Origin of the sequence: Bradyrhizobium sp. SZCCHNR1017, assembly GCF_032381375.1 — a bacterium.
Lineage (GTDB): Bacteria > Pseudomonadota > Alphaproteobacteria > Rhizobiales > Xanthobacteraceae > Bradyrhizobium.
In genome coordinates this window covers 659,603-678,521 of the sequence record NZ_JAUHIR010000003.1, presented here as the reverse complement: position 1 = coordinate 678,521, position 18,919 = coordinate 659,603, and the positions used below count along the sequence as shown (strand labels likewise).

The following is an 18,919-nucleotide window of genomic DNA, read 5'->3' as shown; positions in this document are numbered from 1 at the left end:
TCCCCGGATTTTTGAATTATAATTCATACAAGGCCACCAACATCGCTTGCTGTCAATCCTCCCCGGCATTATGTTTCCTACTCAAAAGAGTGCCTCAGGGATATGACGCCACACAGCGATGCCCCGCGCGACGACGGCCAGTCCGCGGCCGAGACCGATTTCCTCGACCAGCTGGGCCAGCGGGTGCGGCGGATGCGCGGCCTCGCCGGCATGTCGCGCAAGGTGCTGGCCGAGGTCTCCGGGATTTCCGAGCGCTACATCGCCCAGCTCGAGAGCGGCAAGGGCAATGTCTCGATCGTGCTGCTGCGCCGCATCGCCAACGCGATCAACGCGCCGCTCGACGACATCATCCCCGGCGGCGAGCCATCGCCGGACTGGCCGGTCATTCGCGATCTCCTGAAGAAGGCGAGCCCGAGCCAGATCGCCGAGGTCAAGGAGCTGCTTGCCGGGGGCGCATCGGCGCCGCTGCGGCGTTCGTTCTCAGGCATTGCGCTGATCGGCCTGCGCGGTGCCGGCAAATCGACGCTCGGCAAGATGCTGGCGGAGCGGATCGGCTGGAGCTTCGTCGAGCTGAACAAGGAGATCGAGCGGCAGAACGGGCTTTCGGTTGCCGAGATCATCGCGCTCTACGGCCAGGAAGGCTTTCGCCGCATGGAGCAGGCCGCCCTGGTGCAACTGCTCGCGCGCAAGGAGCCGATGGTGCTGGCGACCGGCGGCGGCATCGTCTCCGAGCCGGTCACCTTCGACCTGATCCTGACCTCGTTCTACACGATCTGGCTCAAGGCGGAGCCGGAGGAGCACATGGGGCGCGTGCGTAAGCAGGGCGACCTCCGCCCGATGGCCGACGACCGCTCGGCGATGGCCGAGCTGCGCAACATCCTGGCGAGCCGCGAGCCGCTGTACGCGAGGGCCAATGCGGTGGTCGATACGGCGGGACTGTCGGTCGAAGCGGCGGCCGCACGGCTGGGCGAAGCCGTGAAGCCGGTGCTGACTGGCGACGCCCGGATGTTCGCGCGGGCGTGAGACGTCGTGCGACTTCGATCGCGCCGCAAGCGTCCGGTACGCATTAACCACCACCCACATTTCAATACCGGCGAGACTCGCCACACACCCTCCGATTGATTAATCAATCGTTAAGTCACTGGAGGACGTGGGATGCAAAATCGTCGTCGCGAGGCTCGCCAGCGCGTCTACTATGGCGGCGTGCTGACCTTCAATTCAGGCTGCTCGACGCTGGCCTGCGTCGTGCGCAATTTCAACCACCGCGGCGTCAAGGTCGAGCTCGAGGGCAGCGTGCTGCTGCCGGACCGCGTCGAGATCAGCATCGAACGGCGCGGATGGTCACGACCGGCGCAGATGGTGTGGCGCGACGGCGCGGGCGCCGGCCTCGCCTTCCTTCACGACGATGGCGAGGTGATCGATCTCGAAACGGCGCGCGCCTTGCGCCTGCAGGAGCGCGCCAACAGGCAGCTCAAATCGCGCCTCGAGCAATTGCTCTCGGGGCACTGAGCAATGTCCGAATCCTCGCAAGAGCACGACGACTGGCTGATCGCCTCCGATGCGCCGCCGCCGGTCGCGGCGCGCGCCGCCGAGCGCCCGCGATCGCGCTGGCTCCGGCGCGTCACGCTGCTGCTCGCCGCCCAATATGTCATCGTGCTGGTGATCGGCGTCGCGGCGGCCTCGACCGTGCGCGCATTCGTGCTGCCGGAAGTCACCGGTCGCTTCGAGGCGCTTGCAGCGGCGCTCAAGCGAACGCCGCTGCCTTGAGTTCTGAGCTGGTCACTCGATCTCCCGCAGCTCCGCATAGGTCAGCGGCTTGAGGCTGGCGCCATCGAAATAGACGAAGCGCAGGCGGCGGCGGCGGGAGATGAAGTTCGACGGCAGCGGATCGTAGCGGAAGGTGACGCCACCGAGATGCGGCGTCAGGCTGCCGACGTCCGTCAGCGCGTCGATCTCGACGCGCAGCAGCTTGAGGCTCGTGCCGTCGCGCAGGATCTCGAACGGGACCCGCGCCAGCCGCAGGAAGCTGGTCGGATCCGGCGCGGCGATGAAGCCGTCGACGAAGGCGGCTTCGACCTTGTCGAGATCCGGCTCGACCACCGCGGCAGGCTTGGCGCCCTCAGGCTGATGCGGCGTCTGCCATTGCACCGGCGAACGGTGGCCGTGCGGATGGTTGTGGCCGGGGCCATGCGTCGGATGGTCGTGATGATGGTCGTGGCCATGATCGTGGTGATGATCATGATGATGGCCGTGATGGTGGTGATGATGACGCATCGCGGACCTCAGTAGCTGACCGGCTTGTTGATGATATGCTTGTGGCTGCCAAGCTTGCCGTGGGCGACCATCGAGCCGAGCGCCTCGACGACGACGCGGACGCCGATCAGCGCGGTAATGTCGGAGGTGTCGTAGGGCGGCGAGACCTCGACCACTTCGAGCCCGCACAGGCCCTCGGCGGCGACGAGACCCAACAGCTTGAGCGCCTCGCGCGGCAGGAAGCCGCCGGGCTCCGGCCAGCCGGTGCCGGGCACGAAGCCGCAATCGATGGAGTCGACGTCGAACGAGATGTAGACCGCGTCGGCATCCTTCCAGGCCAGCTCGAGCGCGATCTCGGCGGTCTTCTCAAGGCCGATCTTCTCGATGTCGGCGATGGTCAGCACGTTGGTGTTGCGCTTGCGCGCGACCTCGACGCCCTCGCGCGGCACCTGCCAGCCGCCGATGCCGAGCTGCACCAGATTGGTCGGCGACACGTTCGGCAGGTTGGTCGCCCAATACCATGGCGTGGTGTGCATGCGCTCGTCGAGATCCTTCTCCTGGATGTCGATGTGGCGGTCGAAATGGATGATGCCGATCCTCTTGTCGGTACACTCAGCGATGCCGCGCACGCACGGAAAGCCGATCGAGTGATCGCCGCCGAGCATGATCGGCAGCGCGCCGGACGAGAACACATGCGCGACGCCGCGGCTGATCTGGTCAAAGCTCTTTTCCAGATTGGCGGGAATCGTGAAGACGTCGCCGGCATCGCACAAGGTCATCTGCTCGCGCAGGTCGACGCCCAGCTCGTAGTTGTAGGGCGTGTAGAGCGCGGAGATGCGGCGGATGCCCTGCGGCCCGAAGCGGGTGCCGGGCCGATAGGTGGTGCCGGAATCGAAGGGGATGCCGATCACCGCAGCGTCGTATTTGCCGACGTCGCGGACGTTCTCGACATACGGCGCCTTCATGAAGGTGTTGATGCCGGCGAAATGCGGCAGCTCGCCGCGGGCGAAGGTCGGGATGTCGCGGTCCGTCAGCGTGTCGGCGCCGGGCAGGCCCATGTCGAGCGCCCATTGTCGCTCCTTGCGCCAGCCGTTGGTCGGCAGCTTGCCCTCGGCCTCCAGCGCCTGCCAGCCTTGCGTGGCCATCTTGTCGAAGTCCGGATGGTGACGGCGCATGCACCGGCGCTGCGAGTGCAATCCGGCGCGGCGCGACCGGCGCATGAATGGGAATGACATGGGAGACTCTCCTTCGTTTCTTTCGACGTTTCTTGAACTGACTATTGCGTCGCCTGCAGGCTGGCGCGGATGAATCCGAGCACGGGCACGGCGCTGTCGCGGGTGAGATCGAGATCGTAGGTGATGCGCGCGCCGAACCGCTCCGGCGCCTGCGGATCCTTGCGCGGACGGTCGAGCGCGATCAGCCGCGTTGCGAGCCCGAACGCCTCCTTGATGTCGTGGGTGACCATCACGATGGTCATGTTGTGCTGGCGCCACAGCGGCTTGATCAGCGCATGCATCTGGGCGCGGGTGCCGGGATCGAGCGCGCCGAAGGGCTCATCGAGCAGCAGCACGCGCGGCTGCTTCGCCAGGGCCTGCGCGATAGCCAGGCGCTGCTGCATGCCGCCGGACAACGCGCTTGGGTATTTGTCGCGATGCTCGGCCAGGCCGACGGCCTCGATCAGCGCGAGGCTCTTCTCCATCGCCGCCTTGCGCGCCGATCCGAACAGCCGCGCCGTGAACGGGCTGCCGGCAAGCTCGTAGCCGAGCAGCACATTGCCGAGCACGGTCAGATGCGGGAACACCGAGTAGCGCTGGAACACGATGCCGCGGTCCGGTCCGGGCTCGGCCGGAAACGGCCGGCCGTCGAGCAGCACCGCGCCCTGGCTCGGCCTCTCCTGGCCGAGGACCAGGCGCAGGAAGGTGCTCTTGCCTGCGCCGGACGGGCCGACGATCGACAGGAACGTGCCGGAGGCGATCTCGAGATTGATGCGCTCGAGCACGACCTGGTTGCCGTATTCGACCCAGACGTTGCGGAAGGAGAGCGTGCTCATCAGCGGCTCCCTCGCGCATATGCCCACGGAAAGGCGTGCCGTCCGAACCAGACCAGCGCGTAGTCGAGGATGTAGGCAAGCAACGTGATCCAGACGACGTAGGGCAGGATCACATCCATCGAGAGATAGCGGCGGACCAGGAAGATGCGGTAGCCGAGTCCGACATCGGAGGCGATCGCCTCGGCCGAGATCAGGAACAGGAAGGCGGGCCCGATCATGAGCCGCAGCCCCTGGATCAGGCGTGGCATGATTTGCGGCAGCACCACCCGGATCGCGACCTGCCAGGTCGAGGCGCCCAGGGTCTGCGCCTTGATCAGCTGCTCGCGCGGCATGTTCTGCACCTCGAGCGAGAGGTCGCGCACCAGGGTCGGCGTGACGCCGATGATGATCAGCACCACCTTGGACAGCTCACCGAGGCCGAACACGATGAACAGAACCGGCAGCACCGCCATCGGCGGGATCATCGACAGAACCGCAATCAGCGTGCCGAAGCCGGCGCCGGCCACCGGCAGCAATCCGATGGCGAGTCCGAGCACGAGACCGATGGCGGCGGAAATGCCGAGGCCGAGCGCGAGGCGCTGCAGGCTCGCCGACGTGTCGGACCACAGCACGTAGTCGCCGGAGCGGCGATCCGGCTCGGTCGCGAGCCGCTTGGAGGTCGCGACCATCTCGGAGACCGGCGGCAGCAGCTTGTCGTCGGGATTGTCCGCGCGCCGCTGCGCCGATCCGACCACGTAGATCAGCGCGATCAGCAGGAACGGCAACAGGGCCAGCAACAGCCGGCTGCCCCGGTTCGGAACGACGTTCATGGCACGCGGCATCAACAGGCTCCCTCAATCCTCATGGTGAGGGGCGCGTCAGCGCCGTCTCGAACCATGAGGCCCCGATGTGGGCCTCATCCTTCGAGATGCTTGCGCTCGCGCAAGCTCTTCAGGATGAGGGGTGGCACCGGCGGCGGTCCAGGAAGCGGATCAGAGCTTCCCTTCGGCCGCCATCTTCATGAAGGTCGGATCGAAGCGCAGCTTGACATTGCTGGCCGCGCCCAGCGCCTTCGTCGGCGTGGAGATGCCGACCGCGTCCTTCGACTTCACGTTCTCGCCGAGCAGGTTGTGATCGAAGCAGAAGGTGCGCACGAGATCCATGATCTTGGGCAATTCCGGTCCGGTCACGAAGGCGAGCGCGTCCTTCGGCTCGTAGTACATGAACGTCGTCTTGAGCTGGGTCTCGAAGCCGGCGAGATCGGTGCCCGACAGCTTGGCCATCGCCTCGCGCGCGGCCTTGCCCTTCTCGCTCTGGTCCTTCATCAGCGCGATGGTCTCGTACCAGATGCCGACCAGCGCCTTGCCGAGCTCCGGATTGTCCTTGAGCGTCGCGCTGTTGACGACCAGGAGATCCTCGATCTCGCCTGGGATCTTGCTGGAATCGAACACCAGCGTTGCCCCCGGCTCGGCCTTCACCTCCAGCAGTTGCGGATTCCAGGTGACCACGGCCGTCGTGTCCGGCGACTTCGCGGCGGCGACGATGTCGGCGTCCGAGGTGTTGACGGTCTTGATGTTCTTCTCGGACAGTTTCGCGGTCTCGAGGCCGCGCGCCAGCAGATAGTGCGACACCGAGAGCTCGACGAGGTTGACCTTCTGGCCCTTGATGTCGGCCATGGTCTTGCCCTTCTTCAGCACGACACCGTCATTGCCGTTGGAGTAGTCGCCCATGATGATGGCCGACGTGTCGACGCCGCCGGCAGCGGGGATGGTCAGCGCATCCATGTTGGTGACGGTGACGCCGTCGAACTTGCCGGCGGTGTACTGGTTGATCGACTCGACGTAGTCGTTGATCTGCGTGATCTTGATCGAGATGCCGTATTTGTCCGCCCACTTCTTGACGATGCCGGACTCGGCCGCATAGGGCCACGGCATCCAGCCGACATAGATCGTCCAGGCGATGTTGAATTCCTTCTTCTTCTCAGCTGACGCGGATGACAGCGATGCGGTCGCCAGCGTCGATGCAGCGAGCAGTGCAACAAACAGATTTCGCGCTTTTCCCATGTCCAGTCCCTCATCGGTTTTCTGACCGCGGACTGGCATGAAGAACCTCGTGCCTGCCAAGCGCGGCCACTGAGGTCTCCCGGGTTTTTATCCCGCCGTGCACCAGGGCTCTCCCCTGGCGGCTGCTCTCGGACCAGCATTCTCGATGGAGAACCGGAACCCTAGCTGCCAACTCTGAGCAACGAGGGGAGCAATCCGCGTGCCAGGGAAAAATGCTTGCGATTCAACGGAACCAGCGGCACGCTGTGCTCAAAAATTCGGCACACAGAATTCTTCTTGGGCGAGGTGGCGCGTCAGCCGACGCCGGCCATGCAACGACAGCATGAACCGTCCGGTGCACGGGGGGCGACATCATCAGGCAGGCCCGTCAGTCGCAGTGGCTTGGAGTCTCGTTGATATGATCAGGTCTTCCGGGATCGCATTGGCAACCATTCTGGCTCTCAGCCTCGCCGCCGAGGCAGCCTTCGCGCAGAGCGCGCCCGCTCCCGATGCGCCGGCGCAACCTGCTCCCGCCGCGAGCCCCACCCCGACAGCCACTCCGGCACCAGCCGCCTCGGCCGAGAAACCTGGCGACGCCAAGCCGGCCAGCGAGGCGGCCGCGCCGAAGAAGAAGCGGACGAGGACCAGCACGCGCAAGGAAGTCGAGGACTCCCTGCGCAGCGGCACGGTGCCGTCGCGCTATCGCAGCCGGGTGCCGAAGGAGTACCAGAAGTACATCCCGTTCCGTCGCTGAGGTCTAGAGTGGCGGTGTCATTTTCACGATGACTCCGACGATCAGCATGAAGGCGAGACACAGCCCCGTCTCAAGGTCGGAATGAACAGACCAGAAGCCGCGCAGGCCGGCCACGGCTTTCTGCGGTGATTCGATTCGGATACGAGGTGCACGCATTTGTTCAACCTCTGATAAAAGGAAAAACAAACTACTACCCTGGAAAAATAGTCCCGTCCAAGCCGCGCCTCAATGCGAAAAATCAGCGCATGTCGGGGCAGCTAGCAAAATCTACGCCCGACGCCCGACGCGATCTTGATTTGAGTCAATCCGCTTCCACGTCGGAATAGCCGGCAGCGCGCCGCCTCAAATACCCAGATAGCGGTGCTGCAGCTCCGGCTCGGCCATCAGTTGCTCCGACGTGCCATGCCACACGGTGCGGCCACGCTCGATGATGTAGTGGCGGTCGCAGATGCGGGTCAGATGCTCGACGTTCTTGTCGATCACCAGGATCGACTGCCCGCGCGATTTCAGCAGCGACAGGCAGTTCCAGATCTCCTCTCGGATCAACGGCGCCAGACCCTCGGTCGCCTCGTCGAGAATGAGGAGTTTCGGGTTGGTCATCAGCGCCCGGCCGATCGCCAGCATCTGCTGCTCGCCGCCGGAGAGCTGGTTGCCCATGTTGCTGCCGCGTTCGGCGAGCCGCGGAAACAAGGCGTGGATCTTGTCGAGCGTCCAGGGATCGGACGCGCCGAGCCGGTTGGCCGAGGCCGCCAGGAGATTCTCGGTGACGGTCAGATTCGGAAAGATCTGCCGTCCCTCCGGCACCAGGCCGATGCCGAGCTGAGCGATCCTGTAGGACGGCAGCTTTCGTGTCTCCTGACCGCTGAAGCGGATCAGGCCGGCGCGCGCCTGGGTCAGACCCATGATCGAGCGGATCGTGGTGGTCTTGCCCATGCCGTTGCGGCCCATCAGCGAGACCATCTCGCCGGGACGGATCGCCAACGACAGGCCGAACAAGACCTGGCTCAGGCCGTAACAGGTCTCGATGCCGTCGACCTCGAGCAGCATGGCGCTTGTCTCCAGATCAACCATGGCCGACCACCACATGCTGATCGCCGAGATAGGCGCGCTTGACCTCCTCGTTCTGCCGGATCTCGTCCGGTCTGCCCGAGGCGATGATGCGGCCATAGACGAGGACCGAGATGCGGTCGGCGAGCGCGAACACCGCCTCCATGTCGTGCTCGACCAGCACGATCGACACTTCCTTGCGCAGCTCGTTCAGCAGCTTCACCATGCGCTGCGACTCGGTCACCCCCAGGCCGGCCATCGGCTCGTCGAGCAGCAGCAGTTGCGGCTTGGTCGCGAGCGCGACGGCGAGCTCCAGCTCGCGCTGCTCGCCATGGCTGAGCTTCGACACCAGCACGTCGGCGCGATGGCCGAGACCGACGCGCTCCAGCGCGGCCTGCGCGGCGGCACGCAGCGGCTTGTCCTTGCGCGCGGCGGCGAAGAAACGGAACGAGTGCTTGCCGTCATGGGCTTGCGCCGCAAGCGCGACATTGTCGGCTGCGGTGAAGTCGGTCAGCAGCGAGGTGATCTGGAACGAACGTGCCAGCCCCAGCGCGCTGCGCTTATAGGCGGGGAAATGCGAGATGTCGCGGCCCCCTAGGAAAATGCGACCCGCATGCGGCGCCAGGTGGCCGGTGAGCTGGCTGATCAGCGTGGTCTTACCGGCGCCGTTCGGCCCGATGATGGCGTGGATCTCGCCCTTGGCAACGTCGAGACAGACGTGATCAGTCGCGACGATGCCGCCGAACCGGCGCACGAGATTGTCGACGCGAAGCAGAGGTTCAGCCACGGTTCAACCTCCCGAGCATGCCCATGATGCCGCCGCGGCCGAACAGCACGATCAGGAGCAGCAGCGGCCCCATGATCAATGCCCAATATTCGGTGATCTGCGACAGCACCTCTTCCAGCACCAGGAACACGACCGAGCCGACGACCGGCCCCATCAGGGTGCCCATGCCGCCGAGGATGACCATCACCATGAGGTCGCCGGAGCGGGTCCAGTACATCACGGCAGGGCTGACGAAATCGGTGTTGTTGGCAAGCAGCGCGCCGGACAGGCCACAGAGCATGCCGGCGATGACGAAGCACGCCAGCTTGTAGCGCTTCGAGGGGAAGCCGATCGCCTGCATGCGCTGCTCGTTGGAGCGCAGGCCCTGCAGCACGAGGCCGAAGCGCGAATTGACGATCCGCCAGATCAGCACCACGACGGCAAGCAGGCAGAACAGGCAGAGATAATAGAACTGCACGCGGTTGCCGAGATTGATCAGGCCGCCGAAATCGCTGCGCTTGTAGACGGTGAGCCCGTCATCCCCGCCGTAACGGGCGAGGCCGGACGCGACGTAGTAGGCCATCTGCGCAAAGGCCAGCGTGATCATGATGAAATAGACGCCGCGGGTACGCAAGGAGAGCGCGCCGATGACCAGCGCATAGAGCGCCGAAACCGCGATGGCGGCCGCGAACTGGGCATAGCCGGAGCCGATGCCCTCCTGCGCCAGGATGCCGACGGCGTAGCCGCCGATGCCGAGATAGGCGGCATGGCCGAAGCTCATCATGCCGCCATAGCCCATGATCAGGTTGAGGCTGACGGCCGCCAGCGCCAGGATCACGATGCGGGTGAACAGCGTGAGGATGAAGATGTTGCCGGAGAGGTTCGAATAGACCGGCAGCAGCACCAGGCCGGCCAGGACGATGATGGCCACGATGGTCGAAACGTTGAGCGAGGATTTCATCTGCGGTTGGCCGGAAACAGACCTTCAGGCCGCGCCACCAGCACGATCGCCATCAGGAGGTAGATCAGCATCGACGACATCGCCGGCGCCGCAGTGGAAGCTGCTGCCGAGTTCAGCACCTGGCGCAGCAGATTGGGCAGGAAGGCGCGGCCCATGGTATCGATCAGGCCGATCATGATCGCCGCGATAAAGGCGCCGCGGATCGAACCAATGCCGCCGATCACGATGACGACGAAGGCGAGGATCAGGATGTTCTCGCCCATGCCGATCTGCACCGTGAGGATCGGCGCCTGCATCAGCCCGGCCAGGCCGGCGAGCGCGGCGCCGAGGCCGAACACCAGCGTATAGAGCAGCTTGATGTTGATGCCGAGCGCACCGATCATCTCGCGGTTGGAGGCGCCGGCCCGGATCAGCATGCCGATCCGCGTCCGCATCACGCCGAGATAGAGCAGCAGCGCCACCAGCAGCGCCACGACGATGATCGCGAGCCGATAGGCGGGATATTGGATGCCGGGCAGGATCGTGACCGGGAAGGCGAGCCAGGACGGCAGCGGCAGCGCCAGTCCCGCCGGGCCCCAGATCAGCCGGACCGCCTCGTTGAAGAACAGGATCAGACCGAACGTCGCGAGCACGTGGTCGAGATGGTCGCGCCCATAGAGATGGCGCAGTGCCGTGAATTCGAGCACGATGCCGAGCAGAAGCGTGGCTCCCAGTGCCACGACGGCGCCGAGCACGAAGCTGCCGGTCCAGGCTACGAAGGTCGCCGCGAAATAGGCGCCCATCATGTAGAGCGAGCCGTGGGCCAGGTTCACGAAGTCCATGATGCCGAACACCAGCGTCAGGCCGGCGGCCAGCAGGAACAGCAGCAGTCCAAACTGCAGCCCGTTCAGGAATTGTTCGACGACGAGAAGCATGCCCCTCACTTCACGCTCAAAAAGACGGCGGCAGAACCCGTTCCAGGCGCTGCCGCCATGTCCGTCCCGATCTTAGGCCGGAGATGTTTTAAGCTTCAAGCAAATTCCAGGCCTGTTTCGTCCTCTGGCTCGGAATTCTTTTCGCTCACTTCATCGGGCACTTGTCGTGGAAGCGGTCCTGGTCGTTCTCGACGATGGTGGCGACCGTCTTCAGCGAGAGCTGGCCCTCGGTGTCCTTGACCACGTCCTGCAGGTAGAAGTTCTGGATCGGGATGTGATTGTTGCCGAACTTGAAGGAGCCGCGCAGCGACTTGAAGTTGGCCTTCTCCATCTCGGCCTTCATCGCGTCCTTCTTGGACGTGTCGCCCTTGACCGCAACCACGGCGCTGTTGATCAGCTGGGCCGCGTCGTAGGCCTGGGCGCCGTAATAGGTCGGACGCAGGCCGGTGTATTTCTTGCGGTAGTCGGCCACGAACTTCTTGTTCTGCTCGTTGGGCAGGTCGTTGACCCATTCCTGGGCGCCGGGCACGCCGATCGCATTGTCCTTCTGCAGCGGCAGCGACAATTCGTCGACGGTGAAGGCGGTGTAGAGCGGCATCTTCTCCTTGAGGCCGGCCTGCGAATATTGATTGAGGAATTGCACGCCGGCCGCGCCGGGATAGAACACGAAGATCGATTCGGCGCCCGAGGCGCGCGCCTTGGAGAGCTCGGCGGAGAAGTCGAGCTGGCTCGGCCATACCGTATATTCCTCGCCGACGACCTGGCCCTTGAAGGTGCTCTTCACGCCGGCCAGCATGTCCTTGCCGGCCGCATAGTTCGGCCCGATCAGGAACACCGACTTGACGCCCTTCTGGTTCATGTAGAGGCCCATCGCGGCGGGCGTCTGGTCGTTCTGCCAGGAGGTCGAGAACACGTAGGGCGAGCACAATTCGCCGGCGAGCTGCGACGGGCCGGCATTGGCCGAGATCAGGAAGGTCTGGGAATCCACCGCGGTCTTGAGCGAGGCCAGCAGCACGTTCGACCAGATGTAGCCGACGATGAAATCGACCTTGTCGGACTGCACCAGCTTCTCGGTCTTCTGCTTGCCGACGTCAGGCTTCTGCTGGTCGTCCTCGTAGATCACCTCGACCGGCTTGCCGTCGATCTTGCGGCCGAGATGGTCGAGCGCGAGCTCGAACGAGTTGCGCATGTCGTTGCCGATCACGGCGGTCGGACCGCTGAACGTCGAGACGAAGCCGATCTTGATGGTGTCGCCGGCAAAGGCGGTGCTCGAAAACAGCAGCGCTGCGGCGCTCGCCAGCCAGAAGCTCTTCATGGTCTTCCCTCCCCTCAAACAAATCGTTCTTATCGTTGTTTTGTCGCCGCCACGCAGCAGCACGACCAGCGGCGGCGTTTCGCCGCAGCATTCGTCGCGCGGTGCTGATCCTACGCGCCATCGATCCATGCACCATAATTCCCGGAAACGGGCAAAGGCAAGAACTATAGTGCGTGTTAAGGATACTGCAGCACAGCAGACGGCAGGGTCGGGAAGAAGGTCATGAGAGGAAGTCGCCTTCCCCGCGCCGTCATGGCCGGCCTGTCCCGGCCATCCACGCGGCTCGATAGTCGCCGCTCGACGTGGATGCCCGGGACAAGCCCGGGCATGACGGAGCAACTGAAGAGCAGCGGCTCTCGCGGCATCTACTTCTAGATGTCACTCGTGGATATCACTTGCTCGCTACCCCACGAACGCATCACTTCACCAGCGCACACCCGCCATCGGCGATCGGGCGGAACGCCTGCTCGGCCGGAATCGTCGAGACCAGACGATAGTAGTCGTACGGATATTTCGACTCCTCCGGCTTCTTCACCTCGAACAGATACATCGGGTGCACCACGCGGCCGTCGGCCCGGATCGTCACATCGCCGAATAGTTTGTCCTTGCCCTTCACCGTCTTCATCTGCGGCACGACGTCCTTGGCATCATCGCTGCCGGTGGCGGCGACCGCGTTGAGATAGGCAAGCGTCGAGGCATAGACGCCGGCCTGGTTGCCGCTCGGCATCTTGCCGTTCATGCCGGGGCGCGCTGCGAAGCGCTTGGCGAAGGCGCGGGTATCGTCGTCCATGTCCCAGTAGAACGCTTCGAGCAGTTGCAAGCCCTGCGCCGCCTTCAAGCCCATGCCGTGGATATCGTTGATGAACAGCAGGAACGCGACCAGCGACTGGCCGCCCTGCTGGATGCCGAACTCGGACGCCTGCTTGACCGCATTGATGGTGTCGCCGCCGGCATTCGCCAGGCCGATCACCTTGGCCTTCGAGCCCTGCGCCTGAAGCAGGAACGAGGCGAAGTCCGTCGTGCCGAGCGGATGCTTCGCCGAGCCCAGCACCTTGCCGCCGTGCTTCTCGATGTAGTTGGTGGCCTCCGCCTCGATGCCCTGGCCGAGCGCATAGTTGACCGTGATGAAGTACCAGTCCTTGCCGCCGCGGCCCATCATCGCAGCCGCCGTGGTGTTGCCGGTCGCCCAGGCGTCGTTGACCCACTGGATGGTGTTCGGCGAGCAGGCCTTGCCGGTGAGATCGGAGCTCGCGGTCGACGACGCCAGGAACGTCATCCGGCTGTTGCGCAAGAGCTCGTTGACGGTGAGGCCCACGGCCGAGTTGGGCACGTCGACGACGGCATCGACCTTGTCGACATCGAGCCATTTGCGCGTGATCGCCGAGCCGACATCGGCCTTGTTCTGGTGATCGGCATAGACGATCTCGACCTTGATGCCTTTACCGCCGCCGTTGAAATCCTCCGCCGCCATGCGCGCGGCCTCGACCGAGCCCATGCCGTTGGTGTCCTGGAAGATGCCGGAGATGTCGTTGAGCACGCCGACGCGTACGACATTGTCCGAGATCTCGCCGGCCCGCGCCGCGCCTGCAAGGCAGACTATTGCGACCAGCGCCAGCGCGCACGAATTCAGCTGCTTCATGATGTCCTTCCCCGTGTGTTGCTTGTTTGATTGTTGTCGTTGCGGCTGGAGGTCGTCTCCAGTTGCGAAATCAGCTCTGCCGATCCGGAATGCGCACCACCAGTCCGGCCAGCGCCGGCTGCACCTTGATCTGACAGGACAGCCGGCTGTTCGGCCGCCGTTCGGCTGCGGTGCCGTCCAGCAGCGCATCCTCATCGTCGGACACGGGATCGAGCTTCCCGGTCCAGGCGTCGTCGACATAGACGTGGCAGGTGGCGCAGACGGCGTTTCCGCCGCATTCGGCGACGATGCCGTCGATGCCGTGGGTCAGCGCCGCCAGCATGACGCTGGCGCCGTCCTCGGCCTCCACGCTTTCGCTGCGGTTGTCGGGATGGATGAAGGTGATCGTGGTCATGGTATAGCTCAGGCTGGAGTAAAGGTGACCGGCAGGCTCTCCAGCCCGCGCAGCGTGTTGTTGTAGCGGCGCTTCGGCTCGCCGCTCATCGTGACGCTCCCGACCTTGCGGGCGAGCGCCGTCAGCACCGCCTCGCCTTCGAGCCGCGCGACGAGCTGGCCGACGCACATGTGGATGCCCGAGCCGAAGCCGACATGGCCGGATACTTTTCGGGTGATGTCGTAGCTGTCCGGCTGCTCCCAGCGGCGCGGGTCGCGATTGGCGCTACCTAAGAACATCAGCACCTTCTCGCCCTCGGGAATCGTGACGCCGCCGAGTTCGACGTCACGCGTGGTGGTTCGGAAGAAGGTCTGCACCGGGCTTTCGAACCGCACGGCCTCCTCGAACGCGTTGCGCGCCAGCGACGGATCGGCGCGCAGCCGCGCCCATTGATCGGGGAAGCGCGCCAGGCAATACACCGCGGCGCCGATGCCGTAGACGGTGGTGTCGAGGCCGGCCGACAGCAGCGAGCGCACCAGCAACGGCGCCTCGGCCGGCGTGATCTCGCCGCTGTCGCTGAAGGCGTGGATGCAGGAACCGAAGCCGCCGGGCGTGAGATTGTCGCGCTGGCACTGCTCCGTGACATAGGCCTGGTGTGGCGCCGAGCGCTCGATCGCCTGCTGGCGCAGCTCATTCGGCGGACCGAACGCGTTGAACACCAGGCTCGCATAGGGAATGAGATGCTCGCGCCCCTCCGGCTTCAGCCCGAGCGCATCGGGAAACACCGACAGCGGATAGGCCTCGGCGAGATCGGGGATGGCATCGAACGAGCCCCGGCCTACAAGCTCGTCGATCTTGGCCTCGGCCGCCACCATGAAGCCGTCGCGCAGCCGCTTCATGACGGCGGGCGACAGCACCTTGCTCAGCACGGCGCGGGTGCGCGTATGCGCCGGCGGATCCGCCTCGAGGATCAGGCTCGGCGGCCGCCACGGCTTCTCCTTGGCGAAGTCGCTCAAGCCCACGCCGCGGCTGGAGCAGAACGTCTGGGGATCGTTGAGGACGGCATAGACCTCGGCGTAGCGGGCGACGCCGTAGACGTTCCATGCGTCCAGATGGATGACGGGGCCGGCCTCGCGCATCTCCTGATGCGCTGGATAGGGATCGTCGAAGAATTCATATGAGAACGGGTCGATGGCGAGGTGCGGGATGACCGGCGCCACGCCGGCAGCGGGGGAAAGACCTGTTGGGTTCATGCGGAGCTCCCGAAGTTTGGCCTTGTCATGCGGCTTTTCGTATCCGTATGAGTGGCGATGCATGGACGCTGGGGATCATGAGCGAGAAATCCGGGACGCCGCGCAAGGCGCAGCCGCGCGAAGCTGAGGGGCACGGCCTCACGCTCGATCTCGACCGCTATGTGCCGGCCTTCATCACCTTCATCGCCAACAAGCTGTCGAACAGCGCCACCGCGTTCTATCAGCGCAATTTCGGCGTCAACGTCACCGAATGGCGGATCATGTCGCTGCTGGCGATCGAGCCGGGCATCCCGGCCTCGCGCATCTGCAGCGTGATCGGCTTCGACAAGGGGCCGGTCAGCCGCACCCTGGCGCTGATGAAGAGCCGCGGCCTGATCGCGATCCGCAACGACCCGGAGGACGGCCGCAGCCATTCGATTTCGTTGACGGCCAAGGGCCGCGCGACCCACGACAAGGTCATCGTCGCCGCGCTGGAACGCGAGCGGCGTCTGCTCGCCTGTCTCGACAAGGATGAGCGGGAAGTCCTGATCACCCTGCTGCGCCGAATCCACGACAATCTCGACGCCGTCACGGGCGCGAGCTGAGCCACTCAGGCACGAGCCGCCGAACGGCTGACCCGTCCGCTGCGGCAATCTGTTGGCGCGCGCGCAAGCGGCCGCGCCTGCGGCGAGCAGGCTGCGCATGACGTTCCCGTCCCTTCTTCGAGACGCGGATCATCCCGCGCCTCCGTTGCTGATCGGGTCGATCGTTCCACAGATTAGTTGCTTTAGCAACGATATATTTTCGAATGCATGAGATCCCGCAGCGCGAAAGCGCCGCCGCACTCGGTCCTTCAAATTCTAACTACCGGCGAAGGCGCGCGGCAATTTCGCCCTGATATGCCGTGTCGGCTGCGCTCCCGATTGCGGCGCGGCCTGCGGGGAGAGGCGGATGTTGGGGTTCATTTTCGGTTTCAATGCGCGTCTCGGCCGTCTGCAATATTTTCTCGCCTCGCTCGGTCTTGCGCTGGTTTCGGTGGTCCTGATCGTGGTTGTGGCCGTCGGTCTTGCCGCCCTCGCCCCGCAGACGTCGGAGCTGACGGTGAGCCTGCCGATCGTGGTGCTGATCGGTCTGTGCCTGGTGGCGAACCTGATGCTGCAGGCGATGCGCTTTCGCGACATCGGCTGGGACCCGGTCTGTGTGATCCCGGCCTGGATCGCCGTCATGGTGCTGGACTACGTGATCGCCGGCCGATTTCCCGAATACGCGGCGACATCATCGCACCACGGCACGTGGGTGGGCGCCCTGGTCAATCTCGGCCTCAGCGTTGCGCTGCTGTTCTTCCCCAGCGGGGCTGACGACGCGCCATCGTCGGGAGCCACGGTGACCCGCCCGACGTCTGCATCGTTCCGGACAGCCCGTGGCGCCAGCTCGGCCACCGAGGCACGACTTGCGCGCATCACGGGCGGGGATGCCGATCGGCGCGGGTACTAGGCGGCTGCGGCGCCCGGCCTGCTCACCAATTAGGCAAATCGCCTTCGGCAACCACATCCGACCGCCCGACGGCCTGTCGGATGGCACAGCAACCCACTGACTCTCAAGATTTTTCCTTATCAGGCCCGCATCCTCGCCGTGTACACAATGGCACATGGCTTGCTACGTTCGCAGCCGGATTGGGCGAAGCGGAGCGCAAGGAAATGGCAGGCCAGAGTTTGGGCTCGGACGAGACGCGGAGCGCCGCGTGACCGAGACCATTGCCGAGATCGTCGCCGCCCATCGCGCCGGCCTGACAACGCCAAGCGACACGATCGCGCGCTGCTACGCCGGGATCCGCGCGCACAACGACCCCGCCATCTTCATCAGCCTGCGCGGCGAGAAGGACGCGCTCGCGGAGGCCGAAACCCTCGCCGACCGGGACAGATCGCTGCCGCTCTACGGCGTGCCCGTCGCGGTGAAGGACAATATCGACGTGGCGGGCCTGCCGACCACCGCCGCCTGCCCCGCCTTCGCCTACACGCCATCTCGCGATTCCACCGCGGTGGCGCGGCTGCGCGCGGCCGGCGCGATCATCATCGGCAAGACCAATCTCGACCAGTTCGCCACCGGCCTCGTCGGCGTGCGCTCGCCCTACGGCATTCCGAAAAATCCGGTGCGCGCCGATCTCGTTCCGGGCGGATCGAGCTCGGGCTCGGCGGTCGCCGTCTCCGCGGGTCTCGTGCCGCTCGCACTCGGGACGGATACTGCGGGCTCCGGCCGCGTGCCGGCAATGCTCAACAACATCGTCGGCCTGAAGCCGAGCCTCGGCATGATCTCGACGTCCGGCCTGGTGCCGGCCTGCCGCACGCTCGACTGCATTTCGGTGTTCTCGCTGACGGTCGACGACGCCGTCGCGGCGCTCTCGGTGCTGGCGGCGCCGGATCCGCTCGATCCGTTCTCGCGCGACCGGCCGCTTGGGGCCGTGACGGCATTTCCCGAGGGCGTGAAGCTCGGCATTCCCCGCCCCGGGCAGTTGATCTTCTTCGGCGACAAGGCGGCGGACGCCGCCTATGGCGCTGCCGCCGCGCGCTTCGTCAAGCTTGGCGCCGAGCTGGTCGAGTTCGACCTCGAGCCGTTCTACGAGACCGCGCGGCTGCTCTATGAAGGCCCCTGGGTCGCCGAGCGCTATCTCGTGATCCGCGATCTGCTCGCCTCCGATCCCGATGCGATCCACCCCGTGACGCGCGAGATCACCATCGGCGGCGCGCGCGGCAGCGCGGCCGACACCTTTGCCGCGCTTTATCGTCTGCAGGCGCTGCGCAAGGTGGCCGAGCGTACCTTCGCCGATATCGACGCGCTGGTGCTGCCGACGGCGCCGACCGCCTACACCACCGCGGATGTGCTCGCCAATCCGATCGAGCTCAACAGCCGGCTCGGCACCTACACCAACTTCGTCAACCTGCTCGATCTCTGCGGGCTTGCGGTGCCGGCTGCGATGCGCAGCGACGGCGTCCCGTTCGGCATCACCCTACTGGCGCCAGCCGGCCGCGATGCGGCGCTCGCCAGTCTCGGGCGCGCCTTCCATGCCGACACGGCGCTGCCGGTCGGCGCCAAGCCGGTCCCGCTGCCGCCGCTCGCTCCCGTGTCTCCGGCACTGCATGGCGACGAGATCGCCGTCGTCGTCGTCGGCGCGCATCTCTCAGGGATGGCATTGAACCACGAGCTGACGAGCCTCGGCGGACGTATGCTCGAGGCGACGACCACCGCGCCTGACTACAAGCTCTACGCGCTGTCGACCACGCCGCCCAAGCCCGGCATGCTGCGGATCGACGACGGCCAGGGCACGGCAATGGCCGTCGAGCTCTGGGCGCTGTCGGCCGCGAGCTTCGGCAAATTCGTCAACCTCATCCCGCCGCCATTGTCGATCGGCACCATCCGGCTCGCCAACGGCCGCAGCGCCAAGGGCTTCCTTGTCGAGCCTGCCGCCCTCGATGGCGCGCGCGACATCTCGGAGTTCGGCGGCTGGCGCGCGTATATGGCGCAGAAAAGCTGATCGCCTCGCGACTTCGTCACTGCGAGCGCAGCGAAGCAATCCCAGAGCTGCGGTCAGGCCTCTGG

At 65.3% G+C, this 18,919-nt stretch carries 20 protein-coding genes and 1 riboswitch; of the genes, 7 read left to right on the top strand and 13 right to left on the bottom strand.

What is annotated here, in order from left to right:
* Positions 1–102 precede the first annotated feature (102 nt).
* The 3 genes from QW863_RS11990 (at position 103) to QW863_RS11980 (ending at position 1,767) form a co-directional block, all read left to right on the top strand.
* On the top strand, positions 103–1,023 hold the full coding sequence (locus QW863_RS11990) for a helix-turn-helix transcriptional regulator (RefSeq protein WP_315717131.1): 921 nt from the start codon (positions 103–105) through the stop codon (positions 1,021–1,023).
* Between the two features lie 132 nt (positions 1,024–1,155).
* Positions 1,156–1,509, top strand: coding sequence for a PilZ domain-containing protein (locus QW863_RS11985; protein ID WP_315717130.1), 354 nt, complete (start codon positions 1,156–1,158; stop codon positions 1,507–1,509).
* A 3-nt stretch (positions 1,510–1,512) separates the two neighbouring features.
* A complete protein-coding gene (locus QW863_RS11980) occupies positions 1,513–1,767 on the top strand; it encodes a hypothetical protein (protein WP_315717129.1) in 255 nt (84 codons plus the stop codon).
* A gap of 12 nt (positions 1,768–1,779) precedes the next feature.
* Here the strand turns inward: QW863_RS11980 and QW863_RS11975 are convergent, their stop codons facing one another.
* The 5 genes from QW863_RS11975 to QW863_RS11955 form a co-directional block, all read right to left on the bottom strand.
* The gene (locus QW863_RS11975; protein WP_315717174.1) at positions 1,780–2,148 is read right to left on the bottom strand and encodes a hypothetical protein; all 369 of its coding nucleotides are present in this window, start codon (positions 2,146–2,148) and stop codon (positions 1,780–1,782) included.
* A gap of 134 nt (positions 2,149–2,282) precedes the next feature.
* Positions 2,283–3,488 carry an agmatinase family protein gene (locus QW863_RS11970; protein WP_315717128.1) on the bottom strand — a complete coding sequence of 402 codons (1,206 nt, stop codon included), beginning with the start codon at positions 3,486–3,488 and terminating at the stop codon, positions 2,283–2,285.
* A gap of 41 nt (positions 3,489–3,529) precedes the next feature.
* Positions 3,530–4,303, bottom strand: a complete 774-nt coding sequence (locus QW863_RS11965) for an ABC transporter ATP-binding protein (RefSeq protein WP_315717127.1) — start codon at positions 4,301–4,303, stop codon at positions 3,530–3,532.
* Positions 4,303–5,124, bottom strand: a complete 822-nt coding sequence (locus QW863_RS11960; RefSeq protein WP_315717126.1) for an ABC transporter permease — start codon at positions 5,122–5,124, stop codon at positions 4,303–4,305. Before QW863_RS11960 ends, QW863_RS11965 begins: the two co-directional genes overlap by 1 nt.
* Before the next feature lie 150 nt (positions 5,125–5,274).
* The gene (locus QW863_RS11955) at positions 5,275–6,345 is read right to left on the bottom strand and encodes a putative urea ABC transporter substrate-binding protein (protein WP_315717125.1); all 1,071 of its coding nucleotides are present in this window, start codon (positions 6,343–6,345) and stop codon (positions 5,275–5,277) included.
* A 74-nt stretch (positions 6,346–6,419) separates the two neighbouring features.
* Positions 6,420–6,521, bottom strand: a riboswitch (guanidine-I (ykkC/yxkD leader).
* Between the two features lie 221 nt (positions 6,522–6,742).
* On the opposite strand from QW863_RS11955, the gene QW863_RS11950 reads away from it, so the two are divergent.
* The gene (locus QW863_RS11950; RefSeq protein ID WP_315717124.1) at positions 6,743–7,078 is read left to right on the top strand and encodes a hypothetical protein; all 336 of its coding nucleotides are present in this window, start codon (positions 6,743–6,745) and stop codon (positions 7,076–7,078) included.
* Between the two features lie 342 nt (positions 7,079–7,420).
* On the opposite strand, the gene QW863_RS11945 is transcribed toward QW863_RS11950, so the two are convergent.
* The 8 genes from QW863_RS11945 to QW863_RS11910 all read right to left on the bottom strand — a co-directional run bounded on the left by QW863_RS11945 (position 7,421) and on the right by QW863_RS11910 (position 15,346).
* A complete protein-coding gene (locus QW863_RS11945; RefSeq protein WP_315717173.1) occupies positions 7,421–8,125 on the bottom strand; it encodes an ABC transporter ATP-binding protein in 705 nt (234 codons plus the stop codon).
* Between the two features lie 16 nt (positions 8,126–8,141).
* Positions 8,142–8,912, bottom strand: a complete 771-nt coding sequence (locus QW863_RS11940; protein WP_315717123.1) for an ABC transporter ATP-binding protein — start codon at positions 8,910–8,912, stop codon at positions 8,142–8,144.
* On the bottom strand, positions 8,905–9,852 hold the full coding sequence (locus tag QW863_RS11935) for a branched-chain amino acid ABC transporter permease (protein ID WP_315717122.1): 948 nt from the start codon (positions 9,850–9,852) through the stop codon (positions 8,905–8,907). Before QW863_RS11935 ends, QW863_RS11940 begins: the two co-directional genes overlap by 8 nt.
* On the bottom strand, positions 9,849–10,766 hold the full coding sequence (locus QW863_RS11930) for a branched-chain amino acid ABC transporter permease (RefSeq protein ID WP_315717121.1): 918 nt from the start codon (positions 10,764–10,766) through the stop codon (positions 9,849–9,851). Before QW863_RS11930 ends, QW863_RS11935 begins: the two co-directional genes overlap by 4 nt.
* 145 nt (positions 10,767–10,911) lie before the next feature.
* Positions 10,912–12,081 carry an ABC transporter substrate-binding protein gene (locus QW863_RS11925; protein ID WP_315717120.1) on the bottom strand — a complete coding sequence of 390 codons (1,170 nt, stop codon included), beginning with the start codon at positions 12,079–12,081 and terminating at the stop codon, positions 10,912–10,914.
* 418 nt (positions 12,082–12,499) lie between these two features.
* Positions 12,500–13,720 carry an ABC transporter substrate-binding protein gene (locus tag QW863_RS11920; protein WP_315717119.1) on the bottom strand — a complete coding sequence of 407 codons (1,221 nt, stop codon included), beginning with the start codon at positions 13,718–13,720 and terminating at the stop codon, positions 12,500–12,502.
* Between the two features lie 70 nt (positions 13,721–13,790).
* The gene (locus tag QW863_RS11915) at positions 13,791–14,114 is read right to left on the bottom strand and encodes a 2Fe-2S iron-sulfur cluster-binding protein (protein WP_315717118.1); all 324 of its coding nucleotides are present in this window, start codon (positions 14,112–14,114) and stop codon (positions 13,791–13,793) included.
* Positions 14,115–14,122: 8 nt separating this feature from the next.
* The gene (locus tag QW863_RS11910; protein WP_315717117.1) at positions 14,123–15,346 is read right to left on the bottom strand and encodes a cytochrome P450; all 1,224 of its coding nucleotides are present in this window, start codon (positions 15,344–15,346) and stop codon (positions 14,123–14,125) included.
* Between the two features lie 77 nt (positions 15,347–15,423).
* Here QW863_RS11910 and QW863_RS11905 point away from each other — a divergent pair, with 77 nt between their 5' ends.
* The 3 genes from QW863_RS11905 (at position 15,424) to atzF (ending at position 18,854) form a co-directional block, all read left to right on the top strand.
* Complete coding sequence (locus QW863_RS11905; protein WP_315717116.1) at positions 15,424–15,930, top strand: MarR family winged helix-turn-helix transcriptional regulator; 507 nt, start codon at positions 15,424–15,426, stop codon at positions 15,928–15,930.
* A 349-nt stretch (positions 15,931–16,279) separates the two neighbouring features.
* Positions 16,280–16,819 carry a DUF805 domain-containing protein gene (locus tag QW863_RS11900; protein WP_409977918.1) on the top strand — a complete coding sequence of 180 codons (540 nt, stop codon included), beginning with the start codon at positions 16,280–16,282 and terminating at the stop codon, positions 16,817–16,819.
* A gap of 247 nt (positions 16,820–17,066) precedes the next feature.
* On the top strand, positions 17,067–18,854 hold the full coding sequence (atzF, locus tag QW863_RS11895) for an allophanate hydrolase (protein ID WP_315717112.1): 1,788 nt from the start codon (positions 17,067–17,069) through the stop codon (positions 18,852–18,854).
* Positions 18,855–18,919 lie beyond the last annotated feature (65 nt).

What these genes read in the sequence shown, in the direction of transcription:
- QW863_RS11990 (WP_315717131.1), top strand. Translation starts at nt 103, where the DNA reads ATGACGCCACACAGCGATGCCCCGCGCGACGACGGCCAGTCCGCGGCC.
- QW863_RS11985 (WP_315717130.1), top strand. Translation starts at nt 1,156, where the DNA reads ATGCAAAATCGTCGTCGCGAGGCTCGCCAGCGCGTCTACTATGGCGGC.
- QW863_RS11980 (WP_315717129.1), top strand. Translation starts at nt 1,513, where the DNA reads ATGTCCGAATCCTCGCAAGAGCACGACGACTGGCTGATCGCCTCCGAT.
- QW863_RS11970 (WP_315717128.1), bottom strand. Translation starts at nt 3,488, where the DNA reads ATGTCATTCCCATTCATGCGCCGGTCGCGCCGCGCCGGATTGCACTCG.
- QW863_RS11965 (WP_315717127.1), bottom strand. Translation starts at nt 4,303, where the DNA reads ATGAGCACGCTCTCCTTCCGCAACGTCTGGGTCGAATACGGCAACCAG.
- QW863_RS11960 (WP_315717126.1), bottom strand. Translation starts at nt 5,124, where the DNA reads ATGCCGCGTGCCATGAACGTCGTTCCGAACCGGGGCAGCCGGCTGTTG.
- QW863_RS11955 (WP_315717125.1), bottom strand. Translation starts at nt 6,345, where the DNA reads ATGGGAAAAGCGCGAAATCTGTTTGTTGCACTGCTCGCTGCATCGACG.
- QW863_RS11950 (WP_315717124.1), top strand. Translation starts at nt 6,743, where the DNA reads ATGATCAGGTCTTCCGGGATCGCATTGGCAACCATTCTGGCTCTCAGC.
- QW863_RS11945 (WP_315717173.1), bottom strand. Translation starts at nt 8,125, where the DNA reads ATGCTGCTCGAGGTCGACGGCATCGAGACCTGTTACGGCCTGAGCCAG.
- QW863_RS11935 (WP_315717122.1), bottom strand. Translation starts at nt 9,852, where the DNA reads ATGAAATCCTCGCTCAACGTTTCGACCATCGTGGCCATCATCGTCCTG.
- QW863_RS11930 (WP_315717121.1), bottom strand. Translation starts at nt 10,766, where the DNA reads ATGCTTCTCGTCGTCGAACAATTCCTGAACGGGCTGCAGTTTGGACTG.
- QW863_RS11925 (WP_315717120.1), bottom strand. Translation starts at nt 12,081, where the DNA reads ATGAAGAGCTTCTGGCTGGCGAGCGCCGCAGCGCTGCTGTTTTCGAGC.
- QW863_RS11920 (WP_315717119.1), bottom strand. Translation starts at nt 13,720, where the DNA reads ATGAAGCAGCTGAATTCGTGCGCGCTGGCGCTGGTCGCAATAGTCTGC.
- QW863_RS11915 (WP_315717118.1), bottom strand. Translation starts at nt 14,114, where the DNA reads ATGACCACGATCACCTTCATCCATCCCGACAACCGCAGCGAAAGCGTG.
- QW863_RS11910 (WP_315717117.1), bottom strand. Translation starts at nt 15,346, where the DNA reads ATGAACCCAACAGGTCTTTCCCCCGCTGCCGGCGTGGCGCCGGTCATC.
- QW863_RS11905 (WP_315717116.1), top strand. Translation starts at nt 15,424, where the DNA reads ATGAGCGAGAAATCCGGGACGCCGCGCAAGGCGCAGCCGCGCGAAGCT.